Below are 23705 nucleotides of genomic sequence, written 5' to 3'. Positions count from 1 at the left end.
GACCAGTACCTCAAGTGGCCAGAATGAAGTCCGTCTGATCAACGGTCGCACTGCTGACACCCACAAGGCGGATGGAGTCCGCTCCGATCCCGACCACCGTGTCCGCCCCGTCTGCCGTTATGGTCAGGCTGGGAGCGAACGTCGCGCTGGTGATCCCCATCGGCCTGAGATCGAGCAAGTCCTGTCCTGCGGCCGGATTGGCTCCGAAGTTCAGGATCGTGTCGTTGCCGAAACCGGCGGCACCAAACACGAACGTATCGTTGCCGGCCACGCCACCACTCATCACGTCGTTACCCCCGGCGCCGACGATGAAGTCGTTACCTGCACCACCCACGATCGTGTTGGCCAGCCCGTTGCCAGTGCCCACAAAGTTGCCGTTGCCGCCGAAAAACAGATTCTCGACGTTGGCATCCAGGGTGTAGCTCGCGAGCGAGGTCCAGATCGTGTCGCTGCCGCCACCGGCGTTCTCGCCTACCACGTCCCCGAGGTCGGTGACTTCGTAGATATCGCTGCCGGCACCGCCGACCATCGTGTCAGCACCGCCGTTACCGATGAGCAGGTCGTTACCCGCACCGCTCACGAGCATGTTGGCCAGCTCGTTGCCGGTGCCCGCAAAGTTGCCGCTGCCGCCGAAAAACATATTCTCGACGTTGGCACTCAGGGTGTAGCTCGCGAGCGAGGTCCAGACCGTGTCGATGCCGGCACCGGCGAGTTCGACCGTCTGGTCCCCAAGGTCGGTGACTTCATAGATATCGCTGCCGCCACCGCCGACCATCATGTCGGCACCTGCGCCACCGACGAGGACGTCGTTACCCGCTCCGCCCGCGATCGTGTTGGCCAGCTCGTTACCGTTGCCCGCGAAGTTGCCGCTGCCGCCGAAAAACAGATTTTCGACGTTGGCACCCAGGTTGTAGCTCGCGAGCGAGGTCCAGACCGTGTCGCCACCACCACCGGCGGCCTCGATCACCTGGTCCCCAAGGTCGGTGACTTCGTAGATATCGTTGCCGCCACCGCCGACCATTATGTCGGCACCTGCGGCACCGATGATGATGTCGTTACCCGCACCGCCCACGATCGTGTTGTCGAGCACGTTGCCGCCGCCCGTGAAGTTGCCGCTGCCTCCGAAAAACAGATTCTCGACGTTGGCACTCAGGGTGTAGTTCGCAAGCGAGGTCCAGACCTCGTCGATGCCGCCACCGGCTAGCTCCGTCACCACGTCCCCAGCGTCGGTGACTTCGTAGATATCGTTGCCATCACCGCCGGCCATCGTGTCGGCACCAAGACCGCCGATGAGCACGTCATTGCCCGCGTCACCATTGATGATGTCGTTGCCGCCCAAGCCGTTCAGGATGTCGTTGCCAGCACCTCCGCTGGCAATGTCGTCGCCTGCCGTGCCGGTCCAGATGTCGACACCGGCGGTACCGACAAACACATCACCGACCACTGCCGTAGCGGCAGAGGTGACTCGCTCAAGTGTGCCGAGGTCATCGGTGTAACTCGCGACGATACGCAGTTGCTGACCGACCAGTGTCGGGATGAGCGCGAGGGTCGTGCCCGTCTCGCCGACGATGTCGGTAAAGATCGCACCGCTCCCCACTTGCCACTGATGGGTAATCACCGAGGTTGTGGTCCCGTTGGCGTCGGTGAATGCATCCGTGGCGCTCAAGGTCGAGCCTTCCGTCGGGGTCGTATCGCTGATCAGCACCGTTCCGACCGGCAGGAAGTTGACGGTGCCGGTACCGGCCGCCGTGATCGGTGCCGTCGGCGCCGAGAATACCTCCTCCAGCACGCCATTGGCGTCCTTGTAGACCGCCCTGACGCGCAGAGCCAGTCCGGTTGGCACGACGAGTTGCGGGATAGCCGGCACGGCACCAATGAGGGTCGCCGGTGGTGGGACCCTGAATTCCGTGCCCACCGTGACAGTCGTACCCTCCGCGCGCGCGACCTCTCCGGCGGCAAAGAAGGTGATGTCTTCGAAGACGCCCGAGCCTGGGCTTGGTTCGAACTGCCAGAAGAAACTGATGGGGCTGGTGATCGCGCCACCGGTCGCGGTATTGTCGGCATCGGTGATGTCTGCCGCCGATACCGTCAGCGTCTGGCCGACGGCGGGCGTGGCATCGTCGATCGTCAGCGAACCGACTGGCGCCGAGTTCAAACCGCCAAGCACGATCGCCTGATCGGTGAATTGCAACCGCTCGATATTGCTGAGAGTGTCGATCCCGTCCCTGCCAGCGACACTGTCGGTGACCGTAACGGTGCCATTGACGTTTTCGACCACGGTGTAATCCGCAAAATTGCCGGAGTACAGCGCCGTATCGAAGTCAGGACCGGCCGCCGTCAGGATCTCGCGGACGATCTGGAGCTGGCCGGGGTTATAGGTACCGTTCAACATCAGCGGGACCAGCGGTGTCATGTTGTCGAAGCTGGCGATTTCCGGCCCGGTGCCATCGATGTTCTGCCGCACGCTGATGCGCACGTTGAGCCACTTGTCGCCGTCGATGAGGTCATCGCCGCCAAGGCCCTGGATGACGTCGCTGCCGGCACCACCCAGGATAATGTTGCCCCCGTCGAACTTATCGTCTGCGGTACCCACGATGCCGTCGAGGCCAGCAGCAGCGGCACCGACGAACGCCCGCAGACCACTGATGAGGTCAAGGTTGGTGAGCACACTACCCGTGGCGCCAGCGATAGCGAGCGTTACCGCGGTGGAATCATCGCCAGTGAGGAAATCGGCGTGTGCCGATCCCGACAGCCCTTCCACCAGGTCCAACCGGGCAAGGATCGACGCGGTGGAACCGGGCACCGCCGGCTGATCGAAGAAGCGCTGACTGGAGTTGAGGCCAATGGTCACGCCGACCGGATCGTCCCTGTAGGTCGCCCAGTCGTAACCGGAGAACCCGATGAAACGGTCCGCCTCGCTGGGGCTGCCGACCATGATGTCATCACCGCCTTCCCCGTCGAAGTTGTCCGGCCCGCCATCGCCCATGAAGACATCGTTGCCAATGATCGGATCGTTGCCGAATGCGTCGAAGTTGTCGCCGGCAACACCATCAGCGGATCCGCCCTGGATCCAGTCGTCACCTTCGCCGCCGCGCGCGAATTCGTTCGCCTTGCTGCCGAGGATGAAGTCGTTGCCCAGGCCGCCACTGCTATCGGCCGAGTCCTCGCCGGTGATGATGAAGTCCTGACCGGCCTGGCCGAGGATCAGGTTGAGGCCGTTGCCGCCCTGGATGACGTCGTTACCTTCCTCGCCGTGGATGACGTCGTCGCCGCCGATGTCGGTGATGATGTCGTCACCGGTACCGCCGAAGAGTTGGTCGTTGCCGTAGCCGCCATCGATCCGGTCGTTACCGGCGTCGCCATAGACCGTGTCGTCGTCCGAGTCGCCGGCAATGAGGATATCGTTGCCGGGTGTGCCGCCGAGCACGACCGTATCGGCACCGGTGTAGTGCAGGTAGTTGGTATCCGGGCCCACTGTGCCGGGGTTGTCGCGGATCACCAGCGGTGTGAGGAAGTCACTGCGTGGTGAGCCAATCGGATGGTTCGACGGTCCAAAGGGATCAGCATTGGCCGGCAGGTTGTCGGCGGCCTCATTGACTAGTGTCAATGGATTGTCGACCAGTATGCCATCCGGCCCGGCAATCACACTCGGGTTGAACTGCTTGGTCGGGTCGACCTCGAGGGTAAAGGCCGGCGTCAGGAAAACCCTGGCCGAGAGGTGTGTTGCGTCGGTATTGGCCATCACCAGAGTGGCGAACGTGTTGTTCTCAAGTTCCGCGCCAAAGTCCATCGAGGCGGTGCGCTCCAGATAGTAGAAGCGGTCTCCGTCCTGGAGTTTCTCCATCTGGTTCTCGAAGACGAAGTTGAAGGTCGAGCCGAGCATGCCGCCAAACGGCATCTTCTCCTCAGCCAGCCCGCCAACCCAGAAGTCGACGTTATCCAGACCGGTGATGGTCACGTCGTCTGCGGTGTTCAGAATACCGTCCGCACCGGGGTTACTGGCCCAGGCACCCGTGCTGTTCAGGAAGTCGACACGGTCGGCTGGTGCGGTCGCGCCGCCTAACACCAGGTCCGCAGCCGCGGCGCGCTTGTCCGCCAGCGTGACGGCGCCGGTGATGGTCGGGTGCGTGCCGTAGGCGGCGATGAAGTTGATCAGCGATTCCGGATGCTTTATGTGCTGCACGAAATCGGCCCAACTGGTGTAGGGCTTGAGCTCTGCGTCGCCTGTAGGCAGATAGAACTCCCGCCGCGCCGCGTTCAGGGACGGAATGCCGGTATCGCGGCCGCGCGCCAGGTTAATGGAGGGCAGATCGAGCGGCAGGCCGAGCAGGTTGTTGCGCAGGGCTTCGGTGACGAACTCGTCAATCTCGTTGCCCACCTGGCGGGTCACGCCGCGCACGATGGCACCGGCCGCCTGTTCCGGAGTGGGGCCGCTGCCCGCGAACGCGATCGGGTTGAGGAAGGCCTGAATCAGCCCGATATCGCTCGAGGCGAAGTTCGGATCCAGCCGGTCGACCTGCTCCAGCAGCATCGAGTGCCCGAAACGATAAACGGTGTGCGCGAACTCGGCAACGATGCTCGGATCGATCGCGGTGTCGTACACCTGGCCCGGGGCAAAGAACGGATCGACCATAGGCTGGATCGTACGCGCGAACTCCTCGAACACCAGGTGCTGGTACTGCATCTCGGTGCCGAACTTCGCCGTCTGGAACAGGCGCTCGCCGTTCCAGTCCAGGGTCGTGGTGTCGACGGGAACGGCAGTGACAGGCGTGAGCAGCCACTCGTTCAGGAAGGACACGTCGCCGCTTGCCGCTGTCGCCAGGACCACCGCTTTGGTGTGATCGACCAAGCGGTTGTGCTCATGGTGGAAGATGGAATGGACGGTGGTCAGACCGATGTTCTCGTTGACCCGGCCGTCGCCGGCAATGTAGTGCGCGTCCAACAGTTCGTTGTCGTAGAAGCCCGGCGCAGGCGTACCGCCAACAACAGTGTCCACATCGGGCAGAAGTGCTGCGCCGGTCACGTCGTCGATCGGAACGGCGGTGTGCGCGATGTCGTTGAGGAAGGCATGACCGGTACGTACGGCATCGACCAGGCTGATGGGCGCCGCCGGATTGCCTTCAACGAGCACATCGTCGGCCGTGCCGGCAATGCCGTCCGGGCCCACCATCACCACCTGAGGGAAACCGTTCGGACCCTTGATGAAATTGCCGTAGGCGTCGGTCGCCAACAATGGCACGTTGTTGAAATCGGCATCGGTGAGGTCGATCCCGAGCAGGTCATGAGCTTGCGCCTTGACCACCTTCCAGGTGGCCATGCCACCGATCTCGACGTCGTCGGCCGTGCCGAACACGCCATCGGCGCCCAGATCACGATTGGTGATCAGCTTGCCGGTGGCGACTGGATCGCCGGCGACGTTGAGCTCATAGGCACGCAGGAACACCTGATGCGAAGGATGCGAGCTGTAGGTCTGGTTCTGGTCGACAAACGGCGAGGTGGTGTTGGTGTTCTCGTGGATGTCGTCGGCCGTGCCGAGGATGCCATCGGGCCCTGGCAGGTTGGTGGCCCGCGTCAGCACCATGAAGTTGGTCGGGCTACCGGGCACGAACAGCGGGTCATCGGGCTGCAGCGGAATGAACACCGTACCCGAGCCGCCCTTGGTGACCAGGTCCAGGCCATGATCGAAAAACTGGCCGAAGAAAGTCATCCATTGGTTGAAGGGTGCGGTCAGGCCCGCGTCGGGGCTCACGTTCGGGTCGAAGAAGGTCTGGAACGTCGTGCCGTCGGTGCGGGTTCCGGTAACCACCTGTGCACCGACCTTCAAGACATCGTCAGCCGTGCCAAGGATGCCATCCAGGCCCGGATCGAACGTGGCTGCGACCGCCGCCGGGTTGCTGGCGGTCTGATCGACGATCAGGTTGCTGATGGTGCGCGGCTGCGAGTCGATCACCAGGCCGCTGGTCTGGGTGTAGCTCGTGCCGGCTTCGGCCGGGCGGAAGTCCGGCGTGGTCAGACGCGGGAATACCGTATCGGCGGCACCGAACTCGGGATGGAGCAGGTTGTTTTCCGTCCCTTCGACCGTGCGCAAACCGAATGGCATCCGTATGTTCGGCAGCAGAGTAACCAGGTTCTCACCCGCCGCGTTGTGTTCCGCGATCTTGATCTGGTCAAGGATGAACGCCAGGTCCGATTGCGTGTAACGCACACCGTTGCTTGGGGCAGTGGTCTGCGGATCGATCAGCGAAGGCGCCGCTGCGGGGGCCGGTGCCGCGGCCACTACTGCCGTGGTCGGTGCCGAGAATACCTGCTCGGTCACGCCATTATCGTCCGCATAGATGCCTTTGACGCGCACTGCCAGGCCGGCAAGATCCGCCGTCACCGTGAGAGTGGGCGCGTCCGCTCTGGTAAATCCGATACCGATGCGGCCTGGCCCGAGGATGATGTCCTCGAAGACGCCCGAGCCCGGTGCCAATTCAACCTGCCATATGTAACTGATGGAATTGTTGATCCCCCCACCCGCGTTGTCGGCATCGGTGATGCCTGCCGCCGACACGGTCAGCGTCTGGCCAACGGTCGGTGCGGTGTTATCGACCGTCAGTGCGCCCACAGGCTCGGCGTTGACCCCCTGCACGAGGACCACTGCCTGATCGGAGAACTGCAGCCGTTCGATGTGGGTGAGACGGTCGGTTTCTTCGTTGCCGACATTGTCGGTCACGGTGACGATGTCGGTGGCGGCGATATCGAGGGGCACGGCGGGATCGACGACGATGCCGTTGACGGCGATCGTGTAGTTCGCCAGAGGGCCCATGAAGTTGACGGTGTCGAACGCAGCCCCGCCTACGGATGTACCAGGCAGGATTTCGCGCACGGCGACGAGCTGGCCGGGATTGAAGGTGCCGTTCAGCATGAGCGGGATCATGGGCACCATGCTGTCGAAGCTGGCGATCTCCGGCCCGGTGCCATCGATGTTCTGCCGCACGCTGATGCGCACGTTGAGCCAACTGTCGCCGTCGATGAGGTCGCTGCCGCCACGGCCTTCGATGATGTCGCTGCCATCGCCGCCGAGGATGATGTTGCCCGCGCCGAACTGATCGTCGGCCGTCCCTCCGATGCCGTCGGCACCGAAACCGGCGCTGCCGACAAAGGCCCGCAGGCCGCTGACGAGATCGAAGTTGGTGAGGATGCTGCCCCTGGCCGTGATGTTGGCGATGATGGCCGCGTTTTGTTCATCGCCGCGCAGGAAGTCGGCGAAGGCCGACCCCGACAGCCCCTCCACTTCCGCGAACCGGTCATAGACCGCATCGGGCGATTGCCCCACCGCGCCCACGATATCGCCCGCAGCATTGGCCACCGGGTGATACGGACTGAAGAACGGGGTGACCATGTCGACGGTCACGCCGAACTTGTCATTCTTGTAGGTGGTCCAGTCGAACCCGGACATGCCGTCCATCTTGTCCTGAGCGTCGCTGGCGACGAAGGTGTCGTCGCCGCCCTCGCCGATCATTTCATCGAATCCGCCGGTGCCGATGAAGATGTCGTTGCCGGGCACATCGTCGGTCAATGTCGGGCTCGCGTTGTCGCCGGGTGCACCGTCCTGGGTGCCGCCCTCGATCCAGTCGTCGCCTTCGTTGCCGGTCGGCGCCAGGTTGACCTTGGCGCCGAGGATGAAATCGTCGCCCGCGCCGCCGAAGGTCATCGTGATGTCTTCGGTGGTGATGACGAAGTCTTTGCCCGCACCGCCGAGGACCAGATTGTTACCGGCCAGGGTCGAGTTACCGGCCTGGATGACGTCGTTGCCGTCCTCGCCGCGAATGACGTCGTCACCGCCGATGTCAGTGATGATGTCGTCACCGGCGCCACCAAAGATGTTGTCGTTGCCGTAGCCGCCGTCGAGCCGGTCGTTGCCGGCGTCGCCATAGACGGTGTCGTCGTCCGAGTCGCCAGCAATGAGGATATCGTTGCCGACCGTGCCGCCCAGTACGACCGTATCGCCGCCGGTGTAATGCAGGTAGTTGGTATCCAGGCCCACTGTGGCGGGGTTGTCGCGGATCACCAGCGGCGTGAAATGGTCAATCCGTGGTGAGCCGATCGGGTGGATCGACGGGCCAAAGGGGTCGGCGTTGGCGGGCAGATCGTCGAGCGTGCCGACGATGCCGTCCGGGCCGGCCACCACACTCTGGTTGAACTGGCGCGTCGGGTCGGTCTCCAGGGTGAAGGCCGGCGTCAGGAATACGTTAGCCGACAGGTGTGTTGCGTCGCTGTTGAGCATCACCAGATTGGCGAACGAATTGTTCTCAAGCTCAGTGCCGAAGTTGAGTCCCGCGGTGCGCGCCAGATAGTAGAAGCGGTCGCCATTCTGCAGGTTTTCCATCTGGGTTTCGAAGACGAAGTTGAAGCTCGAACCCAGCAGGCCGCCAAAGGGCATCTTCTCTTCGGCCAGGCCGCCGATCCAGAAGTCGACGTTGTCCAGGCCGGAGATGGTGAAGTCGTCTGCGGTGTTCGGAATACCGTCCGCACCGGCGTTGTTCGCCCAGACACCGGTGCTGTGCAGGAAGTCGAGACGGTCGATTGGCGCGGTCGCGCTGCCGAACACCAGGTCTGCAGCCGCGGCGCGCTTGCCCGCCATCGTCGTAGCGCTAGTGATGGTTGAATGCGTGCCGTAGGCGGCGATGAAGTTGACCAGCGATTCCGGGTGCTTCATGTGCTGCACGAAATCGGCCCAGCTCGTGTAGGGGGTCAGTTGGCTGTCGCCGGTCATGTGGTAGAACTCGCGTCGCGCCTCGTTCAGCGACGGGATGCCGGCGTCGCGGCCACGCGCCAGGTTAAGGGCGGCCAGGTCCAGCGGCAGGCCAACCAGGTTGTTGCGCACCGCATCGGTCACGAACTCGTCGATTTCGTTGCCGACCTGGCGGGTCAGGCCGCGTACGACGGCGCCTGTCGCCTGCTCAGGGGTGGGGCCGCTGGCAGCGAATGCCAGCGGGTTGAGGAAGGCCGCGATCAGGCCGGTCTGCTGATTGCCCGGGGCAGTCGGATTGCCGTCGCCGACGACGTTGAAGTTGGCATCGAAACGATCGACCGTCTCTACCAGCATCGAGTGACCGAAGCGAAATACCGTGTGTGCGAATTCGGCGACGATCGCCGGGTTGATCGTGGTGTCGTTACCCATGGGTGCCAGGAAAGCGTCCACTTGCGGCTGGACGGTGCGCGCGAACTCCTCGAACACCAGGTGCTGGTACTGCATCTCGGTGCCGAACTTGGCGGCCTGGAACAACCGCTCGCCGTTCCAGTGCAGGGCCGCGATGTCGGCCGCCGTCACCGGCAACGCCGTCAGTTGGGCGTCGGGCATCAGCCACTGGTTCAGGAAGACGAGGTCGGCGGAGGCCAGTACCGTCGCCTTGGTCTGATCAACCAGCCGGTTGTGCTCGTGGTGGAAGACGGAGTGGACGGTGGTCAGGCCGATGTTCTCGTTGACCCGGCCATCGCCGGCGATGTAGTGCGCATCCAACAACTCGTTGTCGTAGGTGCCGGGCGCTTGCGGGCCACCAATGACGGTGTCCGCATCAGCCGTCAGGCCGCCGGTCGGATCGGCGCTGTGGGCGATGTCGATGAGGAACTGGTGACCGGTGCGCACGGCGTTCGTCAGGCTGATTGGCGCGGCCCGATTACCCTCGACGAGTATGTCATCGGCGGTGCCGGCAATGCCATCCGCGCCCTTCATCACGACTTGCGGAAGGCCGTTGGGGCCCTTGATGAAGTTGCCATAGGCGTCGGTCGCCAGCAGCGGCAGATCGAACACATCCGCATCGGTCAGGTTGATCCCGAGCAGATCATGGGCCTGGGCCTTGACCACCTTCCAGGTGGCCATGCCACCGGTTTCGACGTCGTCGGCGGTGCCGAACACACCATCGGCACCCAGGTCACGATTGGTGATCAGCTTGCCGGTGGCGACCGGGTCGCCGGCGGCGTTGAGCTCATAGGCGCGCAGGAATACCTGGTGCGAGGGATGTGAGCTGTAGGTCTGGTTCTGATCGACAAACGGCGAGGTGGTGTTGCTCTGATCGTGGATGTCATCGGCGGTGCCGAGGATGCCGTCGGGACCGGGCAGATTGGTGGCCCGCGTCAACACCATGAAGTTGGTCGGGCTACCAGGCACGAACAGTGGATCGTCGGGCTGCAGCGGAATGAACACCGTGCCGCTGCCGCCTTTGGTGACCAGGTCCAGGCCGTGGTCGAAGAACTGGCCGAAGAAGGTCATCCAGGCGTTGAAGGGCGCGGTCAGGCCCGCGTCCGGCGTGATATTTGGGATCTTGAAGACGGAAACGTCGTCGGCGGTGCCGAACAGGCCATCCAGACCGGGGCTGGTGACCACCTGTGAACCCGGATTGGCCGCTGCAGCCGCGACCGCCGCCGGGTTGTTGGCGGTCATGTCGACGATCAGGTTGCTGATGGTGCGCGGCTGCGAGTCGAAGACGGCACCGCTGGTCTGCAGGTAAGAGGTCGGCGTGGTTCCGCCAGGATCGGCGGGGCCGAAGAAGCCGACCGGCTGGACCTGCGCGGTATTGAACACCGGTATCGTCATACGCGGGAAGATGGTGTCGGCGGCGCCGAACTGGGGATTAGCCAGGTTGTTGTAGATGCCGGAGACGGTGCGCAGGCCGAAGGGCACTTCTACGTTCGGTAGCATGTCAACCAGACTCGCGCCTGCTGCATGTCGTTCGGCGATGAAAATTTGTTCAAGAATGAACTCGAGATCGGACTTGATGAAGCTGGCCATGGCTGTTTCCTCGATGCTTGACTAATCAGGAAACCACACGCATAAAACACGGCTGCAAACGCGTGGTTTAGTGCTGGACCCCATAAACAAAAATCGAAAATTGAACGACGGGACCTGGTATGACGGCCGCACTGAGCCCTCACTGAATTGCGTGCAATCAGCAATGCTCAACTGAGGATCAATTCCCCATGACAACCGTATCTACAGGCTGGTATTGCGCCTCAAGGAGGCGACGGCCCATGAACGCAGGTTGAATAGAAGGTGCAACTTACAAAAGGCCCCTTCACGAATCGGGGCTCTATGCGTCTGTACATGATGCTGTCTCAGGCATAAGGGGCTTGTCACAGATGCCACATATCCAGCGATCAGAGTCATTGCCCGGAACAGGCTCGTGAAGATCGCCATATACCGGGATTTCCTGAGGGGTGATGGCACGGTTCTGCGTCCATGCGGCTTCGTCAACAAGCCTTTTATCCATGAGAAAGTTGGCATCGACTAGCAATTGACTAGTCTGTTGAATGCCAAGCGTGCAGACGTTTCCATCCTGGCTTGTGTGGCCGTAAAGTGACAGTACAGAGCGCGAATGGCCGACCACACCATTGGTAATAGCCCCCGGCTGTTGTTGCCGGAAATAGCGATTATCCAGATGGATCGGGAATCTTTTTAAATTATTCATCGCGCCTCCCACCTTCAACCTCAAACGCTAGCTCTACACTCCATTGAAAATGAGTATTGAGGTGCTGCCCGGATGTGTACAGAGACAAAAGCCCAACCAAATTCTGAGACCTTGGTCGATGAATCGGATCAGACCTTGGTCGGATCGGAGGCAGGCCAAACGTCCGGTGGCGGAGTGCCCGGGAGCCAGGGCCCCCGTGTAAAATTGCGCCATTTAAGCCGCTCAACCCAGTTCGTAATCTGCGCCACAATAATTCTGGGTTTGACCATGACGTTCGTTGGAAACCTCGTCAGCCAGAGTATCGAAGATGCAACGGTTCAAACGGCGGCAGAGGCGGGAGCGCGCTATATGGCGAACTTTCTCGAGCCTTTCGTTCAGGGATTAACCACTGCCAAAGAGCTCCCCGATGGAACGATTCAGACCATTGACCACCTGCTGTCCAGCACCTCGTTGAGCACACACGTTGTCTCGGTGAAGATCTGGCTGCCAGACGGCACGATTGTCTACAGCACCGACAAATCCGCGGTCCAGAAAAATTTCCCGACAGAGGAGATCTCGCAAGCGCTGACCGGCAAGATCTATACAGAGCTGGACAATGATCTTGAGGAGGATACTGACGATGCTTTTGAGCGAAGTCTGAATATTCCCTTCTATGAAATCTTTGCTCCACTGCGCGAAGCGGGTACTGGAAAGATTGTTGCGGTTGGTGAGTTTTACGAAACCGCAGAAGCGTTACAGCGCGAAATCAATAACGTTCGCAAGAAAGTTTGGGCGATTGTTGGTGCAGCAACAATGGCAATGATTTTGCTGTTATTTTTTATTGTTCGGCGTGGCGACAAGATAATAAAGCTGCATGAAACCGCACTTAAATGGCGAATGGATGAGCAAGCCAGGTTGCACTCAAGTAATGCTGCCCTTCAGCGCAAAGTCACGACAGCCAATCGCGAATTTTCCAGAATCAGTGAACTCACTCTTCGTCGGATCGGGGCAGACCTTCATGATGGTCCTGCCCAGCTGTTGTCACTTATCCTCCTTCGCCTTGAAGAGCTCGAGGATTCGAAAGGCGCCCCAGATGAGGAAGTCCTCGAAATGATCAGACATGCCGGCGAGGATGCTTTAAACGAAGTGCGGGAAATATCACTCGGCCTGGCACTTCCGGAAGTCACTGATCTGACCCTGCACGATGCACTGATATTGCTTGCCGAGCGGCACGAAGAGCGGACCGAGACACGAGTCGATCTGGAGCTTGATACTCTTCCAGACGATGTACCGATAGCGCATAAAATTTGTATTTACCGCTTCGCCCAGGAAGCATTGAACAATGCCTATATTCACGCCGGAGGGAAAGGCCAAAAACTCAGCGCTTCTCACTCCGAAGGGCTACTGGAAGTGCAAGTCGAGGATGCGGGAGTGGGTATTTCAACCGAGAAGCCGAGCGTACCAGGTCGAAGTAGAACTCATCTGGGCCTTATCGGCATGCGCTATCGTGTCGAATCCCTCGGCGGAATATTCATTATTGAATCGGCACCCCATTGCGGTACCAAAGCCAGAGCGCAGTTCAAAATCTGATCGCCCGACACCCTTTGTAGCAGCTGCCGAGCCCGCGAGGCTGCGTTCGGCTGCGAAGCAGTCGTGAGTCCAGCTGACGCGGTATGCCTGACGTAACGCAATGATTGATTTTACGACTGCTTCGCAGCCGAACGCAGCCTCGCGAGCTCGGCAGCTGCTACAGATCGCATTAGCGCTTATGCCCCGTTATTTTGCTTACTGTTGCCATTCAAGTCGCGGCGTTGAAGAGCACCACATAAGCCAGGTATATGGTCACTCTCCCAATGCCGTCTTACTGCTGCGACTGCCTGCGTCCGGTTACGAACGCGTAGCTTGTACATGACATTCGTCATGTAGTGCTTGATAGTCTTCTCACAGAGCTCAAGCTTGATAGCCACCTCGCGGTTAGTCAGGCCCTTCGATACCTCCCGGATAACTTGTTCTTCGCGATGGGTCAGCTCGACCTTTTGCTTATCACCCGCGTACTGTCTGAAATTGCCTAACAGCTTGCTGGCAAGTTTAGGTGTAATGAAGGTTTCACCACCGGCAACATTTCTGATGGCTTGTACAAGCTCACGACCGCTTATGCCTTTCAACGCATACCCCTGCGCGCCCGCTTCGAGGGCGGAATAGGCGTCCTCGATGGACTCGGATACCGTCAGCATCAAAATTTTAACTGCCGGCGAAGAAGCTGAGATCGCTCGCACGGCAGCAAAGCTATCGCCCGGCATATTGACATCCATCAGCAAAACATTCGGAGCAAAACGAGCGGCAATTTCCAGGGCCTCATCGGCAGACCCGCCCTGCCCGACCACCTGAAAGTCAGCTATTTTCTTCAGCGCCATTGTGACCCCATCCCTTAACAGCGGGTGATCATCAACGATGCCAACCTTGATCATGGAACTCATAGGAAGCTCCTCATAAAGAGGCGATGGAGCTGCATGGTGGTGTCGCGCATTGCATTTTCCACCCCTCGCGCCATGCCGAGTCTGGCAAGCCCCGCCGTCTCCATGATGTTCGGGACGACTGCTGCTGCGGGTTCCAGGGAGTGGTGCAACAAATGAGCCATTAGCGCAGGGCGAAGAAAAAGCTCAAATGAATTAACAAGCTGTTTCTGAGTGATTCAATCTGAGGGGGGACTATTACTCAAATTAGGTGGTAACCGCCCGGCTGGGTGGGTGTAATGCCCCATTTATGGCGATAGGGCGCTCGGGCGAGCGCCCAGTCAGAAATTACTTCGCGCCGTAGACGTCGAAATCGAAGTACTTTTTGTTGATTCGCTCGTAGGTACCGTTGGCGAGAATGGTCGCCAGGGCCTTGTTCAAGTCCTCGCGCAACTCCACATCGTTTTTGCGCAAGCCGATCCCGTCACCCACGCCGAAAAACTTCGGGTCATCCAGGGTCGCGCCCGAGAACTCGTAATCCTTGCCGGCCTCGGTGTTCAGAAATCCGTAGCTGGCCTGGATGGAGCCCTGCAGCGAAGCATCGAGCCGCCCCACGACCAGATCGGCGTAGACCTGATCCTGATTCTGATAAGACAGCACCTCCACGCCCTTCGAGCCCCACACGGTTTTGGCGAAGGCTTCCTGGGTCGAGCCCTGTTCCACACCGATGCGTTTGCCCTTGAGCGATTCAATACTCGGCTGCAATCCCGACCCACGCCTGACCACCAGGCGTGCCGGCGCATTGGAGACCTTGTCGGTGAACGCAATCTGCTCCAGACGTTTTGGCGTGACCGTCATCGACGACGCCACCGCGTCGAATTTTCGCGCCAGCAGTGCCGGAATCATCCCGTCCCAGCTGCTTTCGACCCATACGCAACGGGCGTGTATTTCGGCACAGAGTGCTTCGGCGATATCGACCCCGAAGCCGGTCAGCGTGCCATCCTGGTTCTTGTACTCCAGCGGCGGATAGGTAGGGTCCACCCCCAGTCTCAGGACTTTTCCCGACCAGTCGGCCGCACTCGCGAGGCTTGATGCCGTCAGCAATACCAGTGAAACCGCTGCAATGATCTTGTTCATTATTTTCCTCTCAGGTCGCAGATGATGCTTGTACAGATAGACGCTCGCCAGCGCGGCGTCTCAACGCAGAAAACTTTCCACCAACTTGACCCAGTAACTCGCCCCGATCGGCAGGCAGGCATCATTGAAGTCATAGCCGGGGTTGTGCAGCAGGCAGCCGCTGTCACCTTCGCCATTGCCGATCACCAGATAGCTGCCGGGGCATTTCTCCAGGATGAAGGCAAAGTCTTCACTTGCGGTGAAGGGGCGCAAGTCGTTGATCAACCGCTCGTCTCCCAGCCAGTCCCGTGCGACTTCCCGGGCAATTTCGGTTGACTCCGGATCGTTGATCAACACCGGATGACAATGCTGATAATCGATCTGTGCCTGGGCACCAAAACTGGCGGCCTGGGCGTTGACCAATTCATTGATCCTGACTTCGAGCAAGCGGCGAACCTCCGGCGTCAGGGCACGCACGCTCAGGCTCATGTCGGCGCTGGACGGGATGACATTCGAGGCGCTACCGGCATGAATCGAGCCTACGGTGATGATCGCCATGTCCTGTGGGCTGACATTGCGCGACACGATGCTTTGCAGGGCAATCACGATCGAAGCGCAGACCACCACCGGGTCGACAGCCTTGTGCGGCACCGCGCCGTGCCCGCCCTTGCCGATGATCCTGATGTTCACCGTGTCGGCCGAGGCCATGAATGGCCCGCTATAGAAGCCCATATGCCCGACGGGATACCCGGGAACGTTATGCATCGCGAAAACCGCATCACAGGGAAAGCGTTCGAGCAGCCCCTCTTCCAGCATTTTCCGGGCACCGCCCAAGCCTTCTTCCGCCGGTTGGAAAATCAGCTGAAGCGTACCTTTGAAGGCCCGGGTTTGCGCCAGATACCGGGCGGCTGTCAACAGGATCGCCGTGTGACCATCGTGGCCGCAGGCGTGCATGACACCATCAATTTGGCTGGCATAGGGCAAGCCGGTGGCTTCCTGAATCGGCAACGCATCCATATCGGCACGCAGGCCGATGGACCGCCCTTCGCCATTTTTCAGGGTGGCGACCACCCCGGTCTTGCCCACGCCGGTGCTGACCTCGTAACCCCAGCGCACCAGACACTCGGCGACTTGCCGGCTGGTGGCGTACTCCTCAAAGCCCAGCTCGGGGCGCGCGTGAATACGGTGACGTAACGCGATCATTTCATCTTGTATCGCTGCAATACCTGGCAGCACGTGGCCGGCATCCATTGTTGTTCTCCTTCGATTGGGACGCGACGCCTGTGAAAGCGCTGTCGGGATCGATCTTAGGGACGGAACCATGGGCTGGGGAGCCCCAGTTTGGTTATGATGACAACCACGGGTTGTCTGAAGGGTAAGCAGATGAAACTGCATCAATTACAAGCACTGATTGCCAGCGCCGAAACAGGCAGTATCCGCGCCGCCGCGCGTTCGCTGGAGATTTCCCAGGCAGCCGTGACCAAGGCGCTACGGGAGCTGGAAACTTCTCAGCAACTACCGCTGTTTAACCGAACCCCCACCGGCCTGAATTTCACTGAATATGGAAAGGTTCTGCTGACCCATGCACGGCTGGTGATCAAGCAGTTGGAGCACGCACAAACCGAACTCGATCACATGCGTGGCAAGGCTCAGGGCAGACTGTGCGTCGGTATCACGCCGTGGATCGCCCTGACATTTCTGCCCGAAGTGATCTTGGCCTTTCGCGAGCGAATGCCACAAATACGATTGGAACTGTATGAAAGCCTGATGGCTGTGGCCCAACCACTGCTGCGTGACGGCAGCATGGATTTTGCGATTGGACAGCTTCACCCGGCGCAATCCACCCAGGAATTTGCTTGCCAAACCCTATTGGAATACCAGGCGTCAGTGCTGGTTCGTGAGGGACACCCACGACAGCACGCGCGTTCGATCCATGAACTGCTGGAGCAGAACTGGACCTTGAACTACGCACCGGATGGGCACGATGGATTGATGCAAGAGTTGTTTTGGAAACATGGCGCGCAAATCGACGAGAACCGGATTGTGCGGGCCCATTCATTGGCTATTTTGCAGATGATGGTCGAGCGGGCCGACATGTGCACTTGGGGGCCATCCATCGTGAGTATCGCCCCGCCCTTTCTTGGCCGCCTGGTTTCCCTGAATCTGAAGGAACAGTTCGAACCTCGACAATTGAGCATCGTGACACGTCGCAATGTTGCGCTGAGCAATGCGGCGCTTTGCTTCACCGACTGCCTGTTGCAAGTCATTCGACGCCACGCTCGATCAGGCAAAAAAGAAGACCGCGCACTGTTTGAAACCTTGAGGCTATTGCAATGAGAAAAAGCAACTGAGGCCAGTCAGGTGCTTAGCAGGCTGATCACCCAATGCCTGCGCTGACACTCCACCGATATCATCAGCAAGGATTTAGCCGGCAAAGTCGGCGCCCTTGATCTCACACTTTGTTACCGCATACCCCATCCGGGGGTAAAAACCTGCTTCGGTAACAGCCTCACAAGCTGCCCCACTCCCCGCCCTCACCTGCCTGCCAAGCCCATCGCAAAGCACTTTATGCACTTTCTCAAATGCCTGATCCACGAATTGGCCGGGTGATTGCATACACTTGTCTGTACAAGTATCTGCGTGTGCATATGACACTTCAGGTTCAGTACGCGCGCTCTTGCGGCACAAGCGCTTTCGATGGTCCTTAGGAATAAAAACAATGAAAAAAGCATTTCTCACCATTTCTGCATTGGCTTTGTGTGTGGCCGCCGGTTCTGCGCTGGCCAAGGAGTACAAGGAGTTGCGTTTTGGCGTCGATCCCTCTTATGCGCCATTCGAATCCAAGGCCGCCGATGGCAGCCTGGTGGGCTTCGATATCGACTTGGGCAACGCGATCTGCGCTGAACTGAAGGTCAAGTGCAAGTGGGTCGAAAGCGACTTCGACGGCATGATTCCCGGCCTCAAGGCCAACAAGTTCGACGGCGTGATCTCGTCCATGACCGTCACGCCAGCACGTGAGAAAGTCATCGACTTCTCGAGCGAGCTGTTCTCTGGCCCGACCGCGCTGGTATTCAAGAAAGGTGCGGCCGTCGACAGCGATCCGACCTCCCTCAAGGGCAAGACCGTCGGCTACGAGCAAGGCACCATCCAGGAAGCCTACGCCAAGGCCGTGCTGGACAAGGCCGGCGTGAAAACCCAGGCCTACGCCAACCAGGACCAGGTGTACGCCGACCTGATCTCCGGACGCCTCGATGCCTCGATCCAGGACATGCTGCAAGCCGAACTGGGCTTTCTGAAGTCGCCACAAGGCGTCGACTTCCAGGTCAGCGAGCCGGTCGAAAACCCGCTGCTGCCAGCCAAAACTGCCGTGGGTCTGACCAAAGGCAACGCCGAGCTCCAGGCCTTGCTGAACAAAGGCATCAAGGCGCTGCACGACAATGGCACCTATGCGGCCGTCCAACAGAAGCACTTTGGCGATCTGAATCTGTACAGCGGCAAATAATGACCCTGCGCCCATCTCCGGATGGGCACTTTTCTGATTGATGTAGGGCTGCACAATGTTAGAAAACCTATTGCAGATTCTCGGGCTGTCGGGCTTCAGTCTCAAGGGCTTCGGCCCGCTGTTGCTGCAAGGCTCCTGGATGACTGTCAAATTATCCTTTCTGTGCTTGCTGGTGAGCGTTGGCCTGGGCCTGATTGGCGCCAGTGCCAAGCTTTCGAAGTCGGCGCTGTTGCGCGTTCCTGCACAGGCCTACACCACGCTGATCCGCGGGGTGCCGGACCTGGTCCTGATGCTGTTGATTTTCTACAGCCTGCAAACCTGGCTGACCTCGTTGACTGACTTCATGGAATGGGAATACATCGAGATCAACCCGTTCAGCGCCGGTGTCATCACCCTGGGTTTCATCTACGGGGCGTATTTCACCGAAACCTTCCGCGGCGCCATCCTCGCCGTGCCACGAGGGCAGATGGAAGCGGCTACCGCCTACGGCCTGACCCGTGCCCAGCGCTTTCGCCTCGTGGTGTTCCCGCAAATGATGCGCTTTGCCCTGCCGGGCATCGGTAACAACTGGATGGTGATCCTCAAGGCCACCGCGCTGGTGTCGATCATTGGCCTGGCCGACCTGGTCAAGGTGGCCCAGGACGCGGGCAAGAGCAGCTATCAGTTGTTCTTCTTCCTGATACTGGCCGCCTTGATCTATCTGGTGATCACCACCGTTTCGAACTACGTCTTGCGCCGGATGGAAATCTTCTACGCCGCAGGCTCCCGGGAGGCCGTACGATGATCGAACTTCTACAGGAATACTGGAAACCCTTCCTGTTCCAGGACGGCAGTCACATCACCGGCCTGGCCATGACCCTGTGGCTGCTCAGCGCCTCGATCTTCTTTGGCTTCGTGATGTCGATCCCGCTGTCGATTGCCCGGGTCTCAAGCAATGTCTGGGTGCGCTGGCCGGTGCAGTTCTACACCTATCTGTTTCGGGGTACGCCACTCTATATTCAGCTGCTGATTTGCTACACCGGCATCTACAGCCTGGCCGCCGTGCGTGCTCAGCCGGTGCTGGACGCATTCTTTCGCGATGCGATGAACTGCACCATCCTGGCCTTTGCCCTGAACACTTGCGCCTACACCACGGAGATCTTCGCCGGGGCCATTCGCAGCATGAACCACGGCGAAGTCGAGGCCGCCAAGGCTTACGGCCTGACCGGCTGGAAGCTGTATGCCTACGTGATCATGCCGTCGGCCCTGCGTCGTTCGCTGCCGTACTACAGCAACGAAGTGATTCTGATGCTGCACTCGACCACCGTGGCCTTCACCGCGACCATCCCGGACATTCTGAAAGTCGCGCGGGACGCCAACTCGGCGACATTCCTGACCTTCCAGTCGTTCGGCATTGCCGCGCTGATCTACCTGGCCGTCACTTTCTCGCTGGTCGGCCTGTTCCGCCTGGCAGAGCGCCGCTGGCTGTCTTTCCTTGGCCCGGCTCACTAATTCAGGATGCTTGCACATGTACAAACTGACCGTTGAAAACCTGCACAAAAGCTACGGCAACCACGAAGTCCTCAAGGGCGTTTCGCTCAAGGCCAAGACTGGCGATGTGATCAGCCTGATCGGCGCCAGCGGCTCGGGCAAGAGCACCTTTCTGCGCTGCATCAATTTCCTGGAGACACCCAACGACGGCGCCATGAGCCTGGACAACCAGCCGATTCAGATGGTCCATGACCGCCACGGCATGCGCGTGGCCGACGCCAATGAATTGCAACGCATCCGTACGCGCCTGGCGATGGTGTTCCAGCACTTCAACCTGTGGAGCCACATGACCGTGCTCGACAACATCACCATGGCCCCGCGCCGGGTGCTGGGCGTCAGCAAGAAGGATGCAGAGGAACGCGCCCGGCGTTACCTGGACAAGGTGGGCCTGCCGTCGCGGGTGGCTGATCAATACCCGGCGTTCCTTTCGGGTGGCCAGCAACAGCGCGTCGCCATTGCCCGCGCCCTGACCATGGAACCGGAGATCATGCTGTTCGATGAGCCGACTTCGGCCCTGGACCCGGAACTGGTGGGCGAAGTGCTCAAGGTGATCCAGGGCCTGGCCGAAGAAGGCCGCACCATGATCATGGTGACCCACGAAATGAGCTTTGCGCGCAAAGTGTCGAACCAGGTGTTGTTCCTGCATCAGGGGCGGGTTGAAGAGCAAGGGGCGCCCGAGGACGTATTGGGTAACCCCAAAAGCGAACGCCTGCAGCAGTTCCTCAGCGGCAACCTGAAGTAACCAGAGCAGCGCTCTTGGAACGACTGCACGATCGCTCCAAGAGCGCTGGCTCAACCCGGAAACGCCCACACTCCCCTCTTCAGGATCAAACCCGCTCAAGCCGGTTTACCTGGGCGACAGCCCGAGTCCGGGCAGATGACTTATCGGGTTTCGATCGATACCCTTACCTCCCCCGTCGCCTGACGGTTTCCAGGTCAAATCCATTTCACCCAGACGAGCATGTCATGAAATCCCCCGCAGGTTTGCTGCTGTCGGCTATCGAGCTGGACCGTGCCAGCGCCATCCCCCTGTACCGCCAACTGTATCTGCAGATTCGCAAACAGATACTCAATGGCAGAATCCAGGGGGGCGTGCGCCTGCCGTCGACCCGGACCTTGAGCAATGAGCTGGGGTTGTCGCGGATCACCATTCTCAATGCTTTCGATCAACTGATTGCCGAAGGCTTCCTGGCCTCACGCACTGGCGCTGGCACCTACGTCGGCACTGAGTGGGAAAACCGGGGTACCGAGGATGAGCAACAGCGCCAGCCACCGCGTCTGTCCGATCTGAGCCAGTCAATGCTGTCGCTGCGCAGCGATCATTTTCGTGGGGTGTCCTATGCCGACTGGGACCCCGCGACCCCGACCTCCTTTCTGCCCAGCCACAGCACCTATGATGCATTCCCGCAGGCGATCTGGCGGCGCCTGATGAGCCGTCATCTGCTCAAGCCGACCAAGGCCATCCTGGGTTATGGCGAGTTGCAAGGCTTGCAGGCATTTCGCACAGCGATTGCCGAATACGTCTTCGATGCTCGTGGCATCGACTGCAATGCCGGGCAAGTGGTGATCGTTTCCGGTGCGCAGCAAGCGTTCAACCTGCTGGGCATGCTGCTGCTCAATCCGCAGGACAGCGTCTGGATGGAGGACCCGGGACACATCGCCGCGCGCATTGCGTTGCAGGCCCAGGGGGCTCAGGTGGTTCCGTTGCGTATCGATGAACAGGGGATCGATGTCCAGCAAGGCCTGACCGAGTGCCCCGATGCCCGCCTGGTGTTTTGTACCCCTTCGCGCCAGCATCCTTTGGGCGTCACCCTGAGTTATACACGGCGCCAGGCCCTCATCGACTGGGCTGCGCAGCATCAGAGCTGGATCATCGAGGACGATTGCGACAGTGAGTTTCGCTACAGTGGCCGCCTCCTCCCGGCACTGTATGCCATGGACCAGATGGCCCGGGTGATCTACGTCGGAACGTTCAGCAAAGTGCTCTTTCCGTCACTGCGACTGGGTTACGTGATTCTGCCGCAGGCCCTGGTCGAACCCTTCTGCACCCTGCGCGCGGTCATGGATCGCAGTCCGCCCACACTGCTGCAGGCGACCACGGCGGACTTCATGGGCGAAGGCCACTTCCTGGGGCACATCCGCCGCATGCGAGCGCTGTACAAGGCGCGCCAGCAGGCATTGGTCGAACAACTGGAAAAGCAGATTGGCAGCTTCTTCACGATCACCCCGACAGATGCCGGCATGCACTTGATCGCCTGGCTGCCCCCCGAACTCAGTGACACTGACATCGCCCGGCAACTGGCCCTGCACAACATCCACACTTATGCCCTGAGCGACTACCGCATCAAGCATGCCCTGCCGCCGGCCCTGTTGATCGGCTTTGCCGGCACGCCTGAAAACCAGGCCCGGGAGCGTGTCGAGGCACTGGCCCGGGCCTTGCGCAGCTTGGGTTATCTGCCGCCGACCACTTGAGGCCGGGCAAGTGGTCTTATCAATTAACGGATAATGGATCTATCGAGAGTTCCTGACTGGCGCGATAAAGGCTGCGCCGGTAGACCCGGTGTCTGAACCAGGAACGACTCTGATGAACAATAAGATCCAGGAACGATTCAATGCCTTGTTGAGCCATAAGGTGGTCGAGTGCGGGGCTGCTCCCGTGCTGACGGACGCACTGGCCCGGCGGTTGCTTGAGCGTCTCGGGCAATTGCGCCTGTTTGCCCACGCTTACCCGCTGCTGACCAACCTCACCCATGGTCGTGTCACCCCTGCCGACCTGCTGGACTTCGCCTATCGCCATGAGCTGCAAGGCCTGAGCCTGCACTTGCTCGACGGTGAAGAGAACAGCCTGAGCCAGATGTCGCCCGTGCAGCTCCAGGCGTTTGCCGCCAAGGCCAAAGCGCTGGGGCTGGATGTGCACCTGGAAATCAGCAGCACGCTGAAAAAGGATGTCGATCAGGTGATCGCCATTGCCAGGGTACTGGGGGTACGCAATATCCGTGTTTACTCACGCTACGAGGGCAGCCTGTCGCGGGTCATGGACATTATCGAAACCGACCTGCACTACCTCGCGCAACAGGCCGACGAGCACGATCTGTACTTTGACTTCGAACAGCATGAAGAACTCAAGAGCGGCGAGATCGCGCAACTGCTCAACCGCCTGAACCACCCTCGCCTGCATGCCCTCTTCGACTTCGGCAACATGATCAACGCCTGCGAAGAGCCCCTGCAGGCCCTGCGCAACCTGGCGCCGCACATCCGCCAGACTCACCTCAAGGGCGTGCGCATCGTCCCCGAGCAAAACGGCTTCGGTCATTACGGCGTTTTGCAAGGCAGCGACGAGGACGACCTGCCCAGCGCCCGCATGCTGTTCGAGCTATTGATGCTCGGCGAAGCAACCCCACAGGTGATCGCGTTCATCCTCGAGCAGGAAAACCACTACGTGGCGCCGGCTTTCCGCCAGAGCCTTGAGGCGGCCGATCCCTTCATTGCCTACCGGGAGATGAGCGAAACGCCACTCCCGAACGGCTACTCGCTTGAGCGAATGCTGGCCGATGAACACCGTTGGGCGAACAACCAGGTGGCCTATGTCCGTAGCCTGCTGGCCGAATTGCGCACGTTGGCCGAACTGACCCTGGCCCCTCCTTCCAACGCCTGAACCTGACGACCCGATTACGC

General features: G+C 60.2%; 13 protein-coding genes. 8 read left to right on the top strand and 5 right to left on the bottom strand.

The window, feature by feature from the left end:
- Positions 1–10: 10 nt before the first annotated feature.
- The gene (locus tag ABIA48_RS00450) at positions 11–10774 is read right to left on the bottom strand and encodes a peroxidase family protein (protein WP_429486425.1); all 10764 of its coding nucleotides are present in this window, start codon (positions 10772–10774) and stop codon (positions 11–13) included.
- 298 nt (positions 10775–11072) lie between these two features.
- Positions 11073–11450: a hypothetical protein gene (locus ABIA48_RS00445; protein ID WP_429486423.1), complete on the bottom strand. Its 378-nt coding sequence runs from the start codon at positions 11448–11450 to the stop codon at positions 11073–11075.
- A 72-nt stretch (positions 11451–11522) separates the two neighbouring features.
- On the opposite strand from ABIA48_RS00445, the gene ABIA48_RS00440 reads away from it, so the two are divergent.
- A complete protein-coding gene (locus ABIA48_RS00440; RefSeq protein ID WP_429486421.1) occupies positions 11523–13019 on the top strand; it encodes a histidine kinase in 1497 nt (498 codons plus the stop codon).
- A 176-nt stretch (positions 13020–13195) separates the two neighbouring features.
- Here ABIA48_RS00440 and ABIA48_RS00435 read toward each other — a convergent pair whose 3' ends face one another.
- From ABIA48_RS00435 to ABIA48_RS00425, 3 genes are all read right to left on the bottom strand, one after another.
- Entirely contained in the window at positions 13196–13906 is a 711-nt protein-coding gene (locus ABIA48_RS00435; protein WP_429486420.1) for a response regulator, read from the bottom strand.
- 324 nt (positions 13907–14230) lie between these two features.
- Positions 14231–15019 (bottom strand): ABC transporter substrate-binding protein, encoded by a 789-nt coding sequence (locus tag ABIA48_RS00430; RefSeq protein WP_429486418.1) that lies wholly within the window; start codon positions 15017–15019, stop codon positions 14231–14233.
- 60 nt (positions 15020–15079) lie between these two features.
- Positions 15080–16249 carry a M20 aminoacylase family protein gene (locus tag ABIA48_RS00425; RefSeq protein WP_429486417.1) on the bottom strand — a complete coding sequence of 390 codons (1170 nt, stop codon included), beginning with the start codon at positions 16247–16249 and terminating at the stop codon, positions 15080–15082.
- 132 nt (positions 16250–16381) lie between these two features.
- Here ABIA48_RS00425 and ABIA48_RS00420 point away from each other — a divergent pair, with 132 nt between their 5' ends.
- From ABIA48_RS00420 to ABIA48_RS00390, 7 genes are all read left to right on the top strand, one after another.
- Positions 16382–17335 (top strand): LysR substrate-binding domain-containing protein, encoded by a 954-nt coding sequence (locus ABIA48_RS00420; protein WP_429486415.1) that lies wholly within the window; start codon positions 16382–16384, stop codon positions 17333–17335.
- Positions 17336–17717: 382 nt separating this feature from the next.
- Complete coding sequence (locus ABIA48_RS00415) at positions 17718–18500, top strand: transporter substrate-binding domain-containing protein (RefSeq protein ID WP_429486413.1); 783 nt, start codon at positions 17718–17720, stop codon at positions 18498–18500.
- Between the two features lie 55 nt (positions 18501–18555).
- On the top strand, positions 18556–19284 hold the full coding sequence (locus tag ABIA48_RS00410; RefSeq protein ID WP_429486411.1) for an ABC transporter permease: 729 nt from the start codon (positions 18556–18558) through the stop codon (positions 19282–19284).
- Positions 19281–19991 (top strand): ABC transporter permease, encoded by a 711-nt coding sequence (locus ABIA48_RS00405; RefSeq protein WP_429486409.1) that lies wholly within the window; start codon positions 19281–19283, stop codon positions 19989–19991. The genes ABIA48_RS00410 and ABIA48_RS00405 overlap by 4 nt, the downstream gene beginning before the upstream one ends.
- A gap of 16 nt (positions 19992–20007) precedes the next feature.
- On the top strand, positions 20008–20772 hold the full coding sequence (locus ABIA48_RS00400; protein WP_429486408.1) for an ABC transporter ATP-binding protein: 765 nt from the start codon (positions 20008–20010) through the stop codon (positions 20770–20772).
- A 224-nt stretch (positions 20773–20996) separates the two neighbouring features.
- A complete protein-coding gene (locus ABIA48_RS00395; protein ID WP_429486406.1) occupies positions 20997–22502 on the top strand; it encodes a PLP-dependent aminotransferase family protein in 1506 nt (501 codons plus the stop codon).
- Between the two features lie 112 nt (positions 22503–22614).
- Positions 22615–23685 (top strand): sugar phosphate isomerase/epimerase family protein, encoded by a 1071-nt coding sequence (locus ABIA48_RS00390; protein ID WP_429486404.1) that lies wholly within the window; start codon positions 22615–22617, stop codon positions 23683–23685.
- The last annotated feature ends 20 nt before the right edge of the window (positions 23686–23705 follow it).

Source organism: Pseudomonas sp. S30_BP2TU TE3576 (genome assembly GCF_050436025.1).
In the GTDB taxonomy this organism is placed as follows: domain Bacteria; phylum Pseudomonadota; class Gammaproteobacteria; order Pseudomonadales; family Pseudomonadaceae; genus Aquipseudomonas.
The sequence above is the reverse complement of the archived record's forward strand: the minus strand, read 5'-3'. Positions and strand labels throughout refer to the sequence as shown.